Origin of the sequence: Sutterella sp. AM11-39 (genome assembly GCF_003472385.1) — a bacterium.
GTDB lineage: Bacteria > Pseudomonadota > Gammaproteobacteria > Burkholderiales > Burkholderiaceae_F > Duodenibacillus > Duodenibacillus intestinigallinarum.
In genome coordinates, this window is record NZ_QRLV01000006.1 from 126,916 (window position 1) to 143,118 (window position 16,203).

The 16,203-nt window shown below is 55.8% G+C and carries 15 protein-coding genes and 1 tRNA gene; 3 read left to right on the plus strand and 13 right to left on the minus strand.

The features are described 5' to 3' along the window. Position 1: 1 nt before the first annotated feature. The 9 genes from DW133_RS06675 to DW133_RS06715 all read right to left on the minus strand — a co-directional run bounded on the left by DW133_RS06675 (position 2) and on the right by DW133_RS06715 (position 10,351). Positions 2 to 1,321 carry an MFS transporter gene (locus DW133_RS06675; protein ID WP_118275868.1) on the minus strand — a complete coding sequence of 440 codons (1,320 nt, stop codon included), beginning with the start codon at positions 1,319 to 1,321 and terminating at the stop codon, positions 2 to 4. 5 nt (positions 1,322 to 1,326) lie between these two features. Further along, positions 1,327 to 1,851 (minus strand): hypothetical protein, encoded by a 525-nt coding sequence (locus DW133_RS06680; protein ID WP_118275869.1) that lies wholly within the window; start codon positions 1,849 to 1,851, stop codon positions 1,327 to 1,329. Beyond that, positions 1,844 to 2,419, minus strand: a complete 576-nt coding sequence (locus DW133_RS06685) for a hypothetical protein (RefSeq protein ID WP_118275870.1) — start codon at positions 2,417 to 2,419, stop codon at positions 1,844 to 1,846. The genes DW133_RS06680 and DW133_RS06685 overlap by 8 nt, the downstream gene beginning before the upstream one ends. A 15-nt stretch (positions 2,420 to 2,434) precedes the next feature. Then, on the minus strand, positions 2,435 to 3,394 hold the full coding sequence (locus DW133_RS06690; RefSeq protein ID WP_118275871.1) for an SPFH domain-containing protein: 960 nt from the start codon (positions 3,392 to 3,394) through the stop codon (positions 2,435 to 2,437). A gap of 23 nt (positions 3,395 to 3,417) precedes the next feature. Continuing rightward, on the minus strand, positions 3,418 to 3,843 hold the full coding sequence (locus DW133_RS06695; RefSeq protein ID WP_118275872.1) for an NfeD family protein: 426 nt from the start codon (positions 3,841 to 3,843) through the stop codon (positions 3,418 to 3,420). A 19-nt stretch (positions 3,844 to 3,862) separates the two neighbouring features. Further along, the gene (locus tag DW133_RS06700; protein ID WP_118275873.1) at positions 3,863 to 5,620 is read right to left on the minus strand and encodes a cation:proton antiporter; all 1,758 of its coding nucleotides are present in this window, start codon (positions 5,618 to 5,620) and stop codon (positions 3,863 to 3,865) included. Positions 5,621 to 5,875: 255 nt separating this feature from the next. Further along, a complete protein-coding gene (gene rpoD, locus DW133_RS06705) occupies positions 5,876 to 8,089 on the minus strand; it encodes an RNA polymerase sigma factor RpoD (protein ID WP_118275892.1) in 2,214 nt (737 codons plus the stop codon). A gap of 592 nt (positions 8,090 to 8,681) precedes the next feature. After that, a complete protein-coding gene (locus DW133_RS06710) occupies positions 8,682 to 9,962 on the minus strand; it encodes an ammonium transporter (RefSeq protein ID WP_118275874.1) in 1,281 nt (426 codons plus the stop codon). Between the two features lie 50 nt (positions 9,963 to 10,012). Further along, on the minus strand, positions 10,013 to 10,351 hold the full coding sequence (locus tag DW133_RS06715) for a P-II family nitrogen regulator (RefSeq protein WP_118275875.1): 339 nt from the start codon (positions 10,349 to 10,351) through the stop codon (positions 10,013 to 10,015). A 265-nt stretch (positions 10,352 to 10,616) separates the two neighbouring features. Between DW133_RS06715 and DW133_RS06720 the strand changes: the two genes are divergently transcribed. Next, positions 10,617 to 11,231, plus strand: coding sequence for a LysE/ArgO family amino acid transporter (locus DW133_RS06720; RefSeq protein ID WP_118275876.1), 615 nt, complete (start codon positions 10,617 to 10,619; stop codon positions 11,229 to 11,231). On the opposite strand, the gene dnaG is transcribed toward DW133_RS06720, so the two are convergent. The 3 genes from dnaG to rpsU all read right to left on the minus strand — a co-directional run bounded on the left by dnaG (position 11,228) and on the right by rpsU (position 14,037). After that, positions 11,228 to 13,111, minus strand: coding sequence for a DNA primase (dnaG, locus tag DW133_RS06725; protein ID WP_118275877.1), 1,884 nt, complete (start codon positions 13,109 to 13,111; stop codon positions 11,228 to 11,230). The two genes, DW133_RS06720 and dnaG, sit on opposite strands and share 4 nt — an antisense overlap. Before the next feature lie 142 nt (positions 13,112 to 13,253). After that, positions 13,254 to 13,700, minus strand: coding sequence for a GatB/YqeY domain-containing protein (locus DW133_RS06730; protein ID WP_118275878.1), 447 nt, complete (start codon positions 13,698 to 13,700; stop codon positions 13,254 to 13,256). A 124-nt stretch (positions 13,701 to 13,824) separates the two neighbouring features. Beyond that, positions 13,825 to 14,037 carry a 30S ribosomal protein S21 gene (gene rpsU / locus DW133_RS06735; RefSeq protein ID WP_008811706.1) on the minus strand — a complete coding sequence of 71 codons (213 nt, stop codon included), beginning with the start codon at positions 14,035 to 14,037 and terminating at the stop codon, positions 13,825 to 13,827. A 217-nt stretch (positions 14,038 to 14,254) separates the two neighbouring features. Between rpsU and DW133_RS06740 the strand changes: the two genes are divergently transcribed. After that, on the plus strand, positions 14,255 to 14,857 hold the full coding sequence (locus tag DW133_RS06740) for an epoxyqueuosine reductase QueH (protein ID WP_118275879.1): 603 nt from the start codon (positions 14,255 to 14,257) through the stop codon (positions 14,855 to 14,857). Position 14,858: 1 nt separating this feature from the next. On the opposite strand, the gene DW133_RS06745 is transcribed toward DW133_RS06740, so the two are convergent. Beyond that, the gene (locus DW133_RS06745) at positions 14,859 to 15,749 is read right to left on the minus strand and encodes a DMT family transporter (RefSeq protein ID WP_118275880.1); all 891 of its coding nucleotides are present in this window, start codon (positions 15,747 to 15,749) and stop codon (positions 14,859 to 14,861) included. 164 nt (positions 15,750 to 15,913) lie between these two features. Between DW133_RS06745 and DW133_RS06750 the strand changes: the two genes are divergently transcribed. After that, positions 15,914 to 16,007: transfer RNA gene (locus DW133_RS06750), tRNA-Ser, on the plus strand. Positions 16,008 to 16,203 lie beyond the last annotated feature (196 nt).

Consider the following 16,203-nt stretch of genomic DNA (forward strand, 5'->3'; position numbering starts at 1 on the left):
GTTATTGTCCATCTAGTTGATTTTCTGCCTGCGCAAGCGCAGCTCCGCGGGCAACCTTAACAGGAATCAGCGCAATGAGCCCGGCCACAAAGAATAATCCCGTCACCACAATAGCGAGCCTTTGATTGTTCCCCGTCATCCAAGTCACAGCACCGTACGTGATGGGCCCGATGACCGCCGAGAGCCACAACGCCATATTCCATATCCCGTAAAAACGGGCAAGTTTCTTTTCGGGCGCAAACACGGCCACCAGCGCGCGTCCGGCGGACTGGCTCGACCCCATCGCAAGACCGGCCAGATTTGCCGCCACCCAAAACACGGCGCTCGTCTGCGCACTTGCCGCTGTAGCCACCATCGCGATCCATAGCAACAAGGTCAGCGCAAGCGCCAATTTGTGTCCGATTCTATCCTGTATGTAGCCAAAGCCAAAAGCGCCGACGGCAGCCGTGATGTTCACCAAAAGCACCATCACGAGCGTTTCAGTCAGACCGAAACCCATCACGGCCGACGCGTACACCGCAGCCAACGTGATGACAGTTGCCACTCCGCACTGGTAGAAAAAGCCGCAGACGACGAGATAGCGAAAGTCGACAAACTTCATGAGTATCTCGGCCGTCTTACCCTTGTCTACGTCCTGCGCCATGGCGGTCTTAAGCTGAGCGATTCCGTGCACCTGCGGCACGGCGCGCTCCTTAAGCCACATGAATACCGGAAGGCTCACCACGAGAAAGACGGCAGCGGTGATGATGTTGGTTGCCGCCACCAGAGAATCCATTCCGAGCCCCTGCGATTGCCCCGCAGTGACCACCGCAAGACAAAGTCCAAGCGTAATCAAGCCTCCGACGTAGCCGAGCGACCATCCCCAGCCCGAGACCTTGCCCACGGCCTCGGGGCGGGATATTTCGGGCAAGAAGGCAGAATTGAGCGATTCGCCCACGTTGTAACCGATGTAGCTCACGATGAGCATCGCCACCGAAAGTATGTACGTGCCGGGGCCGGACAAAGCAAGCAAGGCGGTGGCCGAAACACACAGAATCGTTGCGGCAACCAACCACTTCTTTTTGGTGGCAGTCAGATCAGCCACGCGCCCGATCGCAGGCATCAGAAGCATGGAGATGGCATTGGCCGCGCCCACGGCGCAACTCCAGAGAAACGTTGCCCAGGAAGCGTCACCGCAAACCGTGGAGACGAAGTAGGCGTTGAAAACGGCCGTGAGCACAACCGTGCTGTAGCCGGAATTGGCGGCGTCAAAAAGAGCCCAACCGAAAGCTTCTCTGGGACTCACGCCCTCTTTAAGGGCGCTGCGCTGAAATAAAGGCATGTCGATCAGTCATCGGCAAAAGGGCAGCCCGTGAGCAGGCATGACCAATAGTTGACAAAAGACAGCACGCTGTCGTTTTGCTCCAGCCCCGAGAGGTTGCCGTTGCCCATCAGACCGATTTGCTCCAAAAGCACATAGGCATTGTTCAGAAAGAGACGCGCACCGATTTCGATCATCTCGTAATCACCGTCGGGCAGCTTTCCGCCCAAAACGTCGCGCACCCGCTCTCCCATGCCTTCTCGCAGATACTGAGCCAGCCCCGTCGGATTCCAACCTTCGGCAGTTTCAAAATGACGGTTGCGGCCGGCAAAGGTGTCCGTGAGCCACGTCACAAGCTTCAGATCTGCATCAACCAAATCCTGGCGAGACAACTTTCCCTCAGAAGCGTCAACCGAACGCTGCGCCGTGTTTTTGACGGCCTGAAGCAAAATGCGCTCGACAACGTCAATGGCGGCCAAACTCGGCAGACCGACCGCCTTGGAAGAAAAATCACCGCATCGGCCCGAACGGCAGGATCCGCAACTACTCATCGAACTTATCCTTTGTTTCTTCAGCAAAATCGGGAAGCGGCGTTTCGTCGCCGCTCAGAATCAGAGACCAGCGTGCGCAAAAGGACAGAATCTTGCCTCCGATGGCCTGCGCTTCGTCCATCGTTTTGTCTTCCTGCAGCTGCTCGGCAAACAGACCGTGAAGCTCAACTGCCATTTTGCTCACCGCAAACGCCACGAGATACGCATCGTCCTTCCAGGCAAAGCAGTCGCGGTCCTGCTCTGTGAGATCTTCGACCATACGCGCCCGAAGCCAGGAGGTAAAAGGTTTGCCACTCCATCCCTCGTCTTCGCCGTATCCCCGAAGAACTTCGGGATAACGCCCCTGAAAGAGCCCCGTCACCTCCCGCAGAAACGCAGCCAGGCTGAGATTTTCGGCGTTTCCCCCGAATCCGGCCATCTGGTGCTCTGCATAGGACTGCACAACGAGGTTCAAAAGTAGAAACACGCTTACGCGGTCGCGGTTGAAGCCCTCACCCTCGGCAAGCTCAAAGCCCAGATGCTCGGCGCCTCTCTTGCCTGCCGTCTTGTCTTGCGTCGTATCGGTCATAGCGCAACCTTTCGCTCAGGACTTCGGAAGCACCTGGGTTGCACCACCGTTGGCGCCGACGCCCTTGACCATCGTCATCGCGGAGGTAATCAGCGTCGACAGATCACCCAGGTTGGCAGGGACCACCAACGTATTGCCTTCCTTGGCAAGCTTGGAGAACGCTTCAACGTATTTCTCGGCGACCTGCAGATTGACGGCGTTCATGCCTCCGGGAGCGTTAGTCGCTTCAGCCACCATGCGAAGTGCTTCGGCGGTTGCCTGCGCAATAGCAAGCGTCGCCGCAGCCTGACCTTGAGCTTTGTTGATTTCGGCCTGTTTTTCGCCCTCGGACTGAGCAATGGCCGCTTCCTTAGCGCCGGTCGCCAGATTGATCTGTTCGAGCTTGCGACCTTCGGAAGCCGCTACCACGGCGCGCTTTTCGCGCTCGGCGGTGATCTGCTGCTGCATGGCCTGCAAGATGACCGCGGGCGGAGTCAGATCCTTGATCTCGTAGCGAAGAACCTTCACGCCCCAGTTGAGAGCGGCTTCGTCAATGGCCGTCACCACGGACTTGTTGATGAGATCGCGTTCCTCGAAGGTCTTATCGAGCTCCATACGGCCCACGACGCTGCGAAGCGTGGTTTGCGCAAGCTGCGTGATGGCGATGATGTAGTTGCTCGTACCGTAACTTGCTCGCTGCGGATCCGTCACCTGGAAAAAGAGCACGCCGTCGACAGTAAGCTGCGTATTGTCCTTCGTGATGCAAACCTGGCTAGGCGTGTCCAGAGGCACTTCCTTGAGGCTGTGCTTATAAGCGACGCGGTCGATGAAGGGAATGATGATATTGAGCCCGGGCGTGAGCACGCTGTGGAATTTACCGAGACGCTCAACCACCCATGCGTTTTGCTGCGGCACCACCTTGATGCATTGCGTGACGAACACAACGGCGAGCAAAACGAAGAAAACCGAGAAAATCAAAAAGTTGGATATGGCCATATTCGATCCTGCTACAAGAATGTTCAGTGCGAAGCCGGTTCAATCAGCAACCGCGTGCCCTCGACTCGCACAATACGCCAAACGCCGACCGAAAGCTCGGATTGTTGCGCGGTGTATGCGGTCCACAGAGCGCCTCGGTAGGAAACCTGCGTCGTACCGTCGTCGTTCCATTTCTTAACCGTGACGTTCTGCCCGACATCGGGCTGTTGCAAAGCGTCGCTCTCGGTGGGTTTGGCGCTACGAAAACGCTGCACGATCAGACTGCCCACGATGGTAGCGACAGCAAAGACGGAAAACTGCCAGCCGACCGACAAGCTGCCCCAAGCTGCCAGCGCACCGCATCCGGCCGCAAGCCCCATCACCAAAAGATAGAAGGTGCCGAGCAACATATCGACGCCAACCAGAAGAAGTCCGGCCACAAGCCAGCAAACAACCGGAGAAATTTCCATTTCGCTGTCTTCCTCTTACTCAATGAGCAGATTGGGACTGAACCGCCCCCTGCTCGCCTTGTTCCTCGTCCTTCTTATAGTAATCGAGAATGTTGCCGGTGAGCACTTCCGAAACGCTCTCGGAATCGAGATACACCTTCGCAATACCCTCGGACTTGAGATGTTCGACCTCGTCGTGCGAACCCGCGCGAGCCATGATATTGAGATCGGGATTGAGCTGCTTGGCCATTTCAACGATCTTGAGCGTCTTTACCGGATCAATGTCAATCACCATCAGCTGCGCGGCCGTCACGATATGCCCCTGAACAAGAACCATCGGATCGGCAGCATCGCCGCTGATCACTGCGTGCTTCTGGCTGCGCAGTTCTTCGGCAAAGGACTTGTCCTCGGATATGCACACAAACGGAACGTCATCGTCTGACAGACGCTTGGCAACGGCGCGAGTCACCGAGCCGGTACCTACCAAAATGGTCTGCCCCATGAGCATGCGGCGCGAGGTCTCCTTGGGCAGCACCGAGTATGGATCGGTGAGCATCGCCGCAGCGCGCGCCCAAGCAAAGTAGCGCACCGAGAAGCGGCGCACGTAGGGAATCATCGCAAACATCACCGGATTGAGAGCAATCGACAAAATGGCTGAAGCCACCACCATCGAAAGCATCTTCTGATCGGTCATGCCAAGCGCAATGCCTTGCGCGGCCAAAATGAACGAAAATTCGCCGATCTGCGCGAGCGCCGCGCCGACGTTCAGAGACGTATGCAGCGGGTAGCGCAAAAAATGCACCAAGCAGAAGGCAGTAAGCGACTTGCCGATCATGATAATGGCAAGCATCGTGAGAATCGACCAGGGCTCTTCGATGATGACGCGCCAATCGAGCATCATCCCGACGCCCACGAAAAAGAGCACCGAGAAAGCGTCCTGCAGCGGCAGCGAATCGGATGCGGCGCGGTGCGCGTACTTACTTTCACGCATCACCATACCGGCAAAGAAGGCCCCTAGAGCAAAACTCACGTCAAAGACCGCCGCCGCGCCGTATGCGATTCCCACCGAAGCAGTGAGAATCGACAGCGTGAAAAGTTCGCGCGACCCTGTCTTGGCAATCTGCCAAAGCACCCAGGGGATGAACTTGCGGCCGACCACCATCATGATGGCCACGAAGGCCACAACGTGCAGCAGCGTCGAGGCAATCACGTATGCAATGCCGCTTGCCGTCATCGGTTCAGCCGCTTCGCTGCCGCCCGGCGCAACGCCCATGATCTGGGCTATCGGCGGCAACAACACAAGAATCAGTACCGTCGCAATGTCTTCCACAACCAGCCAGCCGACGGAAATCTGTCCGTCAACCGTGTTCAGATGCCCGTGCATTTCCAGAGCTTTAAGCAGCACCACGGTCGATGCGCAGGACAGGCACAGGCCGAAGATAAGCCCCGAAGCAAGGCTCCACTCCCAGACATAAACGGCAAACAGCAACCCCAACAAGGTCGCTATCGTCATTTGTAAGACCGCCCCCGGAACCGCAATGCCCTTGACTTTTAAGAGATCGGAAATCGAGAAATGAAGCCCCACTCCGAACATCAACAGGATGACGCCGACTTCTGAGAGCTGCATGGCGATTTCCATGTCGGCCGTCGGTCCCGGCGTATTACTGCTGCAAAGGATGCCCGCACACAAAAAGCCGACTAAGGCCGGACACTTCAGCTTTTCGGCAATGCAACCGAAGATAAGCGCCAAGACGAAGGCTAGTGCCAAAGTAAAAAGAAGCTGAAGGGAGTGATCCATTGGGCGGTGCGACAGATAGAGGGTTCAAACAACGTGCGGCATGCGCGACAAAAAGATTGTTGTCACGCTGCAGCCTAAGGAATAAGTTTAACGACTGAATAGAGCGCATTCGTGGAAATTTCACTAATTTTTGCCGCTTTTTCAGCAAAAATCGGAGCGGTTAAAGACAAATTTGTCAGACTGTCCACAGGCGCAAAAAAAGGCGGCACCGAATTCGGAAACCGCCTTCTTCGAATCAGCTTTGGGCCGATGCGATTAGTCGAGAGAATTGGCTACCTGCAGGTAGTCGCGCAAGCGTTCCTGGAAGTCAGGACTGCGCAGCTTGCGAATGGCTGCACTTTCAATCTGGCGGACGCGTTCACGCGTCAGCCCCATGGCCTGTCCCACTTCTTCAAGAGTGTGGTCATGGTTGGTGCCGATGCCGTAACGCAGGCGCAGAACCTGGGCTTCGCGCGGCATCAGTTCATTGAGCGAACGCTTGATTTCTTCTTCCATCGCCATGCGAAGGAACTTGCGCTGCGGATCGTCCGATTCGTCACCCTTCACAAAGTCCAAACGGCTTGCATCCTCGTCGTCGCCGATCGGAGCATCGATCGATTCCACTCCTCGCATGGCCTGCGTAAGCAGCTGCACCTTGGCAAGCGGCACGCCGGACAATTCCGAAAGCTCGGCATCGGTCGGGTTGCGGCCGCGTTCCTGTAGGATGCGCTGACGCACGCGACGGATCTTGTTGTAGGACTCGGTCATGTGCACCGGGATACGGATGGTGTTGCCGTAGTCAGCCACGGCACGCGTAACGGACTGGCGCACCCACCAGGTGGCATAGGTCGAGAACTTGTAGCCACGACGGTATTCGAACTTGTCGACGGCCTTCATCAGCCCCAGATTGCCTTCCTGAATCAGGTCGGTCATCGCCAAGCCGCGGTTAACATACCCCTTGGCAATGGAGATCACCAGACGCAGGTTGGCTTCGATCATCTTGGCCTTGGCATTGGCCAGATTGGTTTGGGCCAGACGCACTTGACGAGCCAGATCGCGCTGATCGGCAATCGAGAGCAGAGCCGTCTGTTCGGCTACGCGCAACTGATCCTGCAGGTGTGCAAGCAACGGACGGTTTTCTTCAATGCGAACGCTGTAGGGCTGACCGGCCTTCTGCGCTTCATCGATCCAGGCCGGATCGGTAATGCGCGTGTTGACTTCCTCAAGGAAGGCCTTGAGGGGATAGCCGCAGCGATCAACCATCAGGGCGCGCAGCTGACGGATGTTTTCGTTGACGGCATCCATGTGCTGCGTGATGTGTTCAGTAAGAACGGTGACGGCCTTGACGGCAAAGCGAACCGGAGCGAGTTCGAAAGCGATGGCGGCACGAGCATCTTTGTATGCCTGCAAGCGCTTGGGGTCGCCGAAGCTGTCGCGAATAGCCTGCAGATAGTGACTGCAGGATTCGAACATTTCGATGGCGCGCTGTTTCATCTCTTCGAGCTGTTCGGTCGTCATGGCTGCCGCGCCGATGTCGGTAGCCACTTCGTCGCTGCCGACCTCTTCGTTTTCGTCCATTTCGGCCAGGGCCTGGTTGTCGGTGAAGCCGTCAATCACCGTATCGATATCAGCGTTGTCTTCCTTGAGGCCTTGGGCGATTTCAACCAGTTTCTCAACGGCCATCGGATGCTGAATGATGGCCGACAAGAGCTTGGCTGTGTACATTTCGATCTGCTTGGCGACTTCAATTTCACCGGCGCGCGTGAGCAACTTGTGGGAACCCACGCCGCGCAGATAGGCGCGCAGCGGATCCTTGGACAAGCCCGCGCTTTCTTCCGGCGTGAGCATGGCGGCAGCGTCTTCTTCGCTGATGTCTTCGTCGTCGCTCACCGGCTCGTTCATCAGGATGTCGTCTTCGCTCGGCGGCGCTTCAAACACCTGAATCGACAAACGCAACAGCTGTTCGGTGATTTCGCTCAACGACTCTTCGTTGCGCACGACATTGTCAGGCAGATGGTCGTTGATTTCGGCCACGGTCACCCAACCGCGCTGGCGGCCGAGGCGAACCAGAGAGCTGTAGCCGTTGGGCACATGGTCTTCGGAATCGCTCGATGCGTCGACACCGTCGGACACACGATCGAGTTCTTCAAGTTCCGAAAGATCTTCACCGCCCTCTTCATCGGCGTCCATATCGAGATCGATCATCTCGTCGTCACCGATGTCGTCCATGTCGTCTTTCTTTGCAGCTGCCTTGCGGCCGGGCTTACGACCAGGTTTGGCCTTGGGCTTGTCTTCGCCGGCGACCTCGGCCTTCTTGGAGCTCTTACGGGGCTTCTTGGCAGGCGCAGCAGACACCTCTTCAACCAGATCATCGCTCACGATGACCACATCGCCGCCCACCTTGATTGCAGGCGCGTGCGCAATCCATTCAATGGCGGCAAGATCGGGAAAAACGATGTCAGCGACAGTGTTTTCGGTTTTTTTTGTCATAACTAAGTAAAACTTCAGCTCAGTCAGAAAAAAGAAAGAATCGGCAGTTTCAATGTCTTTGTCGGCAACCTCAAATCGGCCTCGTTCACCCAAAACGTGCACACACGACAAAGCCCGCAACACCTTCGAGTTCGAATGCGGGCGGTGAATTGAAAATGCTGGAAAACGATGAAACTGCTCAGAACCTTCTTATCAAGTCGACTATTTTTTCTCCAAAGCACACCCCTCAGGCACGCTTTGCCTTTACCGGCTCCATTGTTTTTCTGGTTTGATCAGGCGGAAAAACGCGTTTCCGTTCCTGCATCAAAACATGCGTCCCTTGAGTTCTCTACGAGCTGAATCGCGCACGCCGTCGGCCGGGTACATTCCCCCTTTGCCGAATCGGCCAGTTGATTGCGGGTACGCCTCTATTCTGAATCGTGTCGCTCGCCTCCGATGGATTGCTCTCATCTCCTGGGCGGTCTTTTACCGGTATCAAAAGACTCCTACACGAATTTCGCATTTTAGTCTTTTCACGGTCAAGATTCTAGTTTTTTTCCTATTGTTTTACCCGGAGCAAACTCCGCCCAGAAGATTTTCTATCATGCGCGGCTTACTCGACTCGCTCACCATGCAATGCCAGGTCAAGCCCCTGACGCTCGGCTTCTGTGTCAACACGAAGACCAAACAGCAGATCAACGAGCTTGAACAGAACGAAACTCGCCAAGCCGCCGTATACAAGCGTTGCCGCCACGCTGGCCGCCTGGATGCCAACCTGTTCAAGAACCGGTAGTGTCGCCGCTCCGGTCACAGCGCTTGAAGCAAAGACACCCGTGAGAATTGCGCCCAGGATGCCGCCGACACCGTGCACGCCGAAAGCGTCAAGCGAATCGTCCCAACCCATGCGGCGCTTGAGCCCCGTGGCGCCCCAGAAGCACACGACGCCGCCGAGAAGCCCCATCAACAAAGCCGGAAGCGGCTCGACAAAACCCGAGGCCGGCGTAATCACCACGAGTCCGGCCACGGCACCGGAGACCATGCCGAGCAAAGAAGGCTTTCCGCGCAAAATCCATTCGCAGGCCATCCAGCTGCAGCCGGCCGCAGCCGCCGCAATCTGGCTCACAAGAATCGCCAGCACCGCCCGCTCATTGGCCGCAAGCCCCGAACCGCCGTTAAATCCGAACCAACCGATCCACAACACGCAGGCGCCGATCATGGTGAACGTTAAGTTGTGCGGACTCATCGCTTCTCGACCATACCCCAAACGTTTGCCGATCACCAGACAACCGACCAAACCGGCAATGCCCGCATTGATGTGAACAACGGTGCCTCCGGCGTAGTCAAGCGCTCCCATCTCAAAGAAGATGCCGCCCTCGGCCCAAACCCAATGGCAAATGGGCGCGTACACAAAAGCCGACCACAACAGCATAAAGACCAGCATGGCAGAAAACTTCATGCGGCCGGCAAACGAGCCGATCATGAGCGCCGCCGTCAGCACGGCAAACGTCATCTGGAAGATGACGAAAAGATACGTGGGAATGCTGCCCGTCGTCGACTTGATGTCAATGCCCCGCAAAAACACGTGATCCAGGCCGCCGACGAAAGCGTTGCCCGGGGCAAATGCGAGCGAATAGCCCACGACAAGCCACAGCAAAGTGAGAGCACAACAAATTACAGTTGTCTGCGCCAGCACGGAGAGCACGTTTTTCTTTCGGCTCATTCCGCCGTAAAAAAGCGCGATCCCCGGAATTGTCATGAAAAGCACCAGCGTCGTTGCCACTAGCATCCAGGCAACATCAGCCTTGTCAATCGCGCTTTCGACCGTGTCGGCAGCTGCGCACCCCGAAATTGTCAGAAGTGCCGACAATACGGCCCCCTTGGTTGAAGTATTCATCGATGGTCTCCCTGTTTGTTTCTTATTTTGGTTTTATGTGGCCGTAGGACCTAAAGTGCCACGTCGTCTCTTTCGCCCGTGCGAATGCGCACGGCTGTAGCCAGATCAAAGACAAAAAGTTTTCCGTCTCCGATTTTTCCCGTGTATGCCGTTTTTTGAATCGTTTCAACGGCGACTTCGGCCATATCGTCCGACACGGCGATTTCGAGCTTTACCTTGGGCAGAAAATCCACCACGTATTCGGCACCTCGGTAGAGTTCCGTGTGCCCTTTCTGCCTGCCAAAACCCTTGGCTTCGGTCACCGTAAGCCCGTTGATGCCGGCTTCGGACAGCGCTTCGCGCACCTCGTCGAGCTTGAAAGGTTTGATGACAGCAACTATGAATTTCATGCGCGGCCTCCTTTTTTTGGTTGCACAAATTCCATCTGCCACACAAGCAATCGCTGTGCCAGATTGCAAGAAAGCGCTGTTGAATCGAATGAGTTCGCCAAAAAACACGACGAACTCTCACACGAACCAACTCACTTTGGGCTAAAGTGCTCCTCCGTCGATTCCCTCGTGTGCAACATCGACTGCTCCGAAGCGGATCAGCACATTGCTTTAGCCTCAACCGTTTCTGGTGCATTTCCTTCGCGCACCGAACTTGATTTGCCACATGCTTGCCACGTTTCTTTCCGGTCTGGGAACCGGTGCCGGTCTCATCATTGCCATCGGAGCGCAAAATGCCTTTGTCCTCCGACAGGGCCTGCTCCGTCAGCACGTGCTGCCGGTTGTTCTCGTGTGCATCGGAGGTGACATCCTCTGCATTTGCGCTGGCGTAGCGGGGATGGGTGCGCTGATACGAACCAACGAGTGGCTTCTGGAGTTTTTCCGCTGGGGCGGCGCGCTTTTTCTGACGGTCTACGGGATCTCAGCCGCAAGGCGAGCGGCTTCGGGCAACGGGTCAATGGAGATTTCGGAGGTCGGTGCGGGCTCACTCATGAAGGCAATCACATCGTGTCTGGCCTTCACATTTCTAAATCCGCACGTTTATCTGGATACGGTCGTGCTGCTCGGCTCCATTGCCGCTCAGTACGGCAAGGATTTGAAGTGGACATTTGCCTCGGGGGCCCTAACGGCAAGCGTACTGTGGTTCACCGGCCTCGGTTTCGGAGCGCGACTCCTGCTTCCAATCTTTCAAAACCCGAAGGCATGGCGCATTCTTGACACGCTGATCGCCCTTGTGATGTGGACGATCGCCCTCACGCTCGTGTTCAATCCGATCGGCTAGATGTCCGCACCATGGTGAAGCGCAAACTGCTTTTGCACTTCATCGATGCGGGCCTTGAGAACTTTGCGCTTGGCGTCAAGTCCCATGACGCGCCGGATGTCGGGCTTGGCTTCGAGCGTAGCCTGCATAAGATTGGCTTCGATGCGCTGAAGCTCAAGCCGGTCAAACGTGAGCTCCACCTCGACGCGAGCGGCATTTTCCGGAGTTTGCAGCACCATCTCACGCGCCACCAGATCACAGTAGTGTGCGTAGTGCCGACTTGACTGCAATCGCTCCAAAATCAATTGACTCTGCAACAGCGGCTCCTCTTCTCCGGTCACGGTGCGCCAGACTTCAAGAATTTCGCGGGCGGCTTCCACCTCGCTGCCGACGAATTCCTCTTCGATGCGGGAGGAAAACTCCACGGCCAGCGCCGGGTAGTTGAGGATGTTTTGCAGCAAGCGCTCGCGAATATCTCCTGTGGGAGCTAGCGACACGGGTTCGGCGCCAGTGCCGAAAAAGGGCTTTCGTAACGCACCGCCGCCGTAGCTTCGATTGCGCCTCGCGTCAAAGCGCATCCCCGTTGCGGGGTTGGCTGCAGGGAGCTTTCTTACTGTGGCAATGCCGCATAAGCGCTCAACTTCATCAGGGCTCATGCGAGCGTGCATGGCGAGTTCGCCCACCAACTGCTTGCGCAAAATGGGCGCCGAGCGCATCGACACAATCAGGGGCTTACTTTCTGCCACAAACTGGCTACGGCCTTCGGCCGTGCCCAAATCCTTGCCTTCGGACACCGAACGCACGAAATACTGCGTAAGCGTCAGGCTCTTTTTCAATTCGTCTTCAAAGGCCTGAGCTCCCCTTTCCTTGATGAGGCTATCGGGATCATGCTCGGGCGGTAGAACGACAAAACGGATTTCCTGATCGTCTTCCACAACGGGCAGAGCCGCCTCCAGAGCGCGACGCAGCGCGTGCTGACCGGCGCTGTCGCCGTCGAAACTGAAGTAAACCGTATCAACCGAACGCAAGAGTTTTTGCACATGCTCGGCGGTCACAGCCGTACCGAGAGCCGCACACGCTTCGGTAAAACCCGCCTGCGAAAGCTGTATCACGTCCATGTAGCCTTCGCAGACAATGGCGCGATGCTTTTCTCGGATGCTGGCTGAGGCCTCATAAAGACCGTAGATTTCACGACTCTTGTGATAAAGCGCCGTCTCGGGACTATTGAGATACTTCGGGTGCTCGTCGCCGTTGAGAGTTCGGGCGCCAAAGGCGATCACCTGGCCGCGTGGATTGCGGATCGGAAACATCAGACGCCCACGGAAACGATCGTAACGTTTGTCTCCGTTGTGAATCACAAGTCCGCAGCCGCCTTCTTCTTCGAGATCCTTGCTGGCGTACTGCTCGCCGAACACGTCCTTGAGCGGTTGCCATGAATCAGGCGAATAGCCCAGCGCAAAGCGAGCGGCCGTCTCTCCCGTGATGCCGCGACGTTTGAGATACTCAATCGTGCGGGTATTGGTTCTCAGACTGGCGCAATAGTAGTCGGAAGCCGCCTTCATCATGTCGGTCAGCGAGCGCACACGCGTGCGTTGTTCACGCTCACGCGGGGCTTCGGGCACCGTCATGCCGATCGATTCGGCAAGTTTTCGGATGGCTTCCGGATACGAGAGCCCCTCATAGCGCATGAGAAAGCCGATGACATTGCCGGATGCTCCGCAGCCGAAGCACTTGAAGAACTGCTTTTGCTGGCTCACGGAAAAAGACGGCGTCTTTTCCTTGTGAAACGGACAGCAGCACATGAAATTCTTCCCGGTGCGCTTCAAGGGCGAGACCTTGTTGATCACTTCAACAATGTCAATGCGGCTCAAAAGCTCTTGAATGAAACTCTCCGGGATCATTTGCTGCCAGAAAAAAGAGTGAAAAAACAAAAACTGCGGTGCGCCGAACCGAGACGATTGCTCGCCGGCCTGGTGCTCACCGCAGCTTCCTTCAGCGCTACAGCCCGAATCGGACTGCAGCTCATTGCGTCTGAAACGCCTGTTAGGCCGACAGAGCTGCCTTCACAAGCGCTGACACGCGACCCATATCAGCCTTGCCGGCACACTTGGCCTTGACGATGCCCATGACCTTGCCCATGGCAGCCATGCCGCTGGCGCCGGTTTCTTCGATAGCTGCCGCCACGATTGCCTTGATGTCGTCGTCGGACATCTGGGCGGGCATGTACACCGACAACGTATCGATTTCGTCCTGTTCCTTCTGCGCGAGGTCAGCGCGGCCGGCATCCGTATACTGCTTCACGGAGTCGCGGCGCTGCTTGATAAGCTTGCCAATGACGCCGGTCACGAGTTCGTCGGTGGCCTCAACGCGGTCATCCACTTCGCGCTGCTTAATAGCGGCCAGCAGCAAGCGCAGAGCCGACAGGCGTGCCGTATCGTGTGCACGCATGGCGCTCTTCATGTCTTCGGTAATGCGTTCCTTGATCGTCATTCTTTTTCTCCAACTGCAAGAAAAAACGGCCAACTCACTGTCGAGACGGCCGTCTTTCTCTGGCTTATCAAGCTAATTCCGGCGTCTTAATCAATGCCGGCTTCAGTCTGTACTGCGCGAGCGATTAGTACAGCTTCTTGGGCAGCATCATGCTGCGAAGACGCTTGTAGTGACGCTTGATGGCAGCAGCCTTCTTGCGCTTACGTTCTGCCGTGGGCTTTTCGTAGAACTCACGGGCACGAAGCTCGGTCAGCAGGCCGGACTTTTCGATGGTGCGCTTGAAACGACGAAGCGCAACCTCAAAGGGTTCGTTTTCCTTAACGCGAATGGTGGGCATTGATAAGCACCTGATCCTAGGATGTTAGTTGTTGATACATCGCACGGGATTGCCGGCGCCGTCGTATCTCGAGCGGTCGCGGGCGCAAATCCGGTGCGCCAAAAAAATTAGAGAGTCCGCATTCTGACACAAAACCGACATAAAGTAAACACAGAGACCCAATATTTTTTTGCGAATTCAGGCTTTTGTCACATCCGCGAGGCTAAACTTAGCCACCATGGAAACAGTCATTCTTCACAGTTGCTGCGCGCCGTGTTCCGCGGCCGTGCTCGAGTGGATGCTCGCTCACGACATCCGTCCCGTCGTCTTCTATTTCAACCCTAACATCTTCCCTCAGGCCGAGTACGAGAAGAGAAAAAACGAACTCACGGCACACTGTCAAAAACTCGGCGTGGAGGTCGTCGACGGCGACTGGGATCACAACGCATGGCTTGATGCCGTCAAGGGACTCGAAAATGAACCCGAACGCGGCCGCCGATGCACGGTCTGTTTCTCAGTTCGCCTGCGTGCAGCGGCCAAGCTGGCCCACGACCGTGGCATTGCCCGTTTTACCACCACCCTGGCCTCAAGCCGCTGGAAAAATCTTGACCAGGTCAATGCTGCAGGCAGAGAAGCGGCTGCTCAGTACGATAACGTTCAATACTGGGACAAGAACTGGAGAAAAGACGGCCTGCAGGACCGTCGCAATGCGCTTTTGAAGTTCTACGGTTTTTACAACCAAACATGGTGCGGCTGCGAATTTTCATATCGCGACGCCCAAAAGCGTGCTGCCGAGATAGCATCACGCATCTCGGCACAATCGAACAAAACTTCGATTTAACCTATCGACGCGCCAAAGCAAGCAGGCAGATATTGGCAAGCACCAGCACCACGCCTACTGCCTGCCAAAGTCCGAGCACATCCCCCAAAAGCACCATCGAGAAAACGATGGCAGAGAGCGGCTCGAGACACACCACCAAACCGGAGACCACCGGGGAAATGTATTTCAACCCGGTAAGATAAAGCCAGAATGCCGCCACCGTGCCAAAAACCACGATAAAGGCAAAATCGGCCGTCACCACCCAGTTCCAATTTACATTAAGCATCCAGGGCGGGCAGAAGAAAGAAGCAATCACTCCGCCGAAGAGAAATGCCCATGCCACAACAACCGTAACACCGGCCTTTGCCGAAGGCTTCTGCGGTTGAATGCTGAAGGCCGTTGCAAACACTGCCGAACAGAGTCCCCAAACGACGGCCATCGGCGAGAACTTCAGACCGGAGAAGTCGCCATCGGTCACCATCAGCGCTACGCCGGCAGCGGCCAATACGGCACAAACGCACTCCACGGACGACATCTTCGTACCTCTTACCAGCGTCAGCCACAGACCGGCCAGCATGGGATTGAGCGTCAGAAAAATCGCAGCGGTGCCGGCATTGGAGTAGGAAATCGATTGAAAAAAGCAGAAGTGGGCCAAAAACACCAGCGCACCACTCGTGAGGATTTCCAATAAAAGCTTGCGGTCATTGAAAATCGACCACATCTTTCGAGGCATGATCAGCGTGCCGATAGCCACAAACAGCACCCCGGCTGACAACTGACGCAACGTCACAAGACCCAGAGCAAAAAAGCCGCTTTTGATCTGAAACAGATGCTGCACGGCCGTACCCATGGCGCCCCATAAGACGGAGGCAATGACGGTAAAGAGAAAACCCAGAAAGAAAAGTCGGTTCATTTGGCTCGGACAAAATTCGTTGAGCGGATTTTAGTTGGCCTCAAGCAGCTGCGAATGTTTGATGCCGATTTTTGTAATGGCGTTTTTGCAATCATCCGAACTTTTCTGTAATATTCAGCGCTCACCGCAATTGCTTTTCCATGTATGGTGGAATTTGCGCGGTCGGAGAAGTGGCCGAGTGGCTGAAGGCACACCCCTGCTAAGGGTGCAGATCAAAAATAACTGGTCTCGAGGGTTCGAATCCCTCCTTCTCCGCCAAAAATTACAAACACTGCAGTTTTGGAATTAGAGATAAACACTTGAAACTGCAGAGGGTTAAAGGCTTGAAGAACTTAAACTTCAAGCCTTTTTCTTTATCTGTGGTGTTTTTGTAACACGCTTACAAAATTACTAAATTGAACCACTGCTGTCCAAATTGAAAATATGCATTCCCGCTTAGACGGAAGTCACCTCC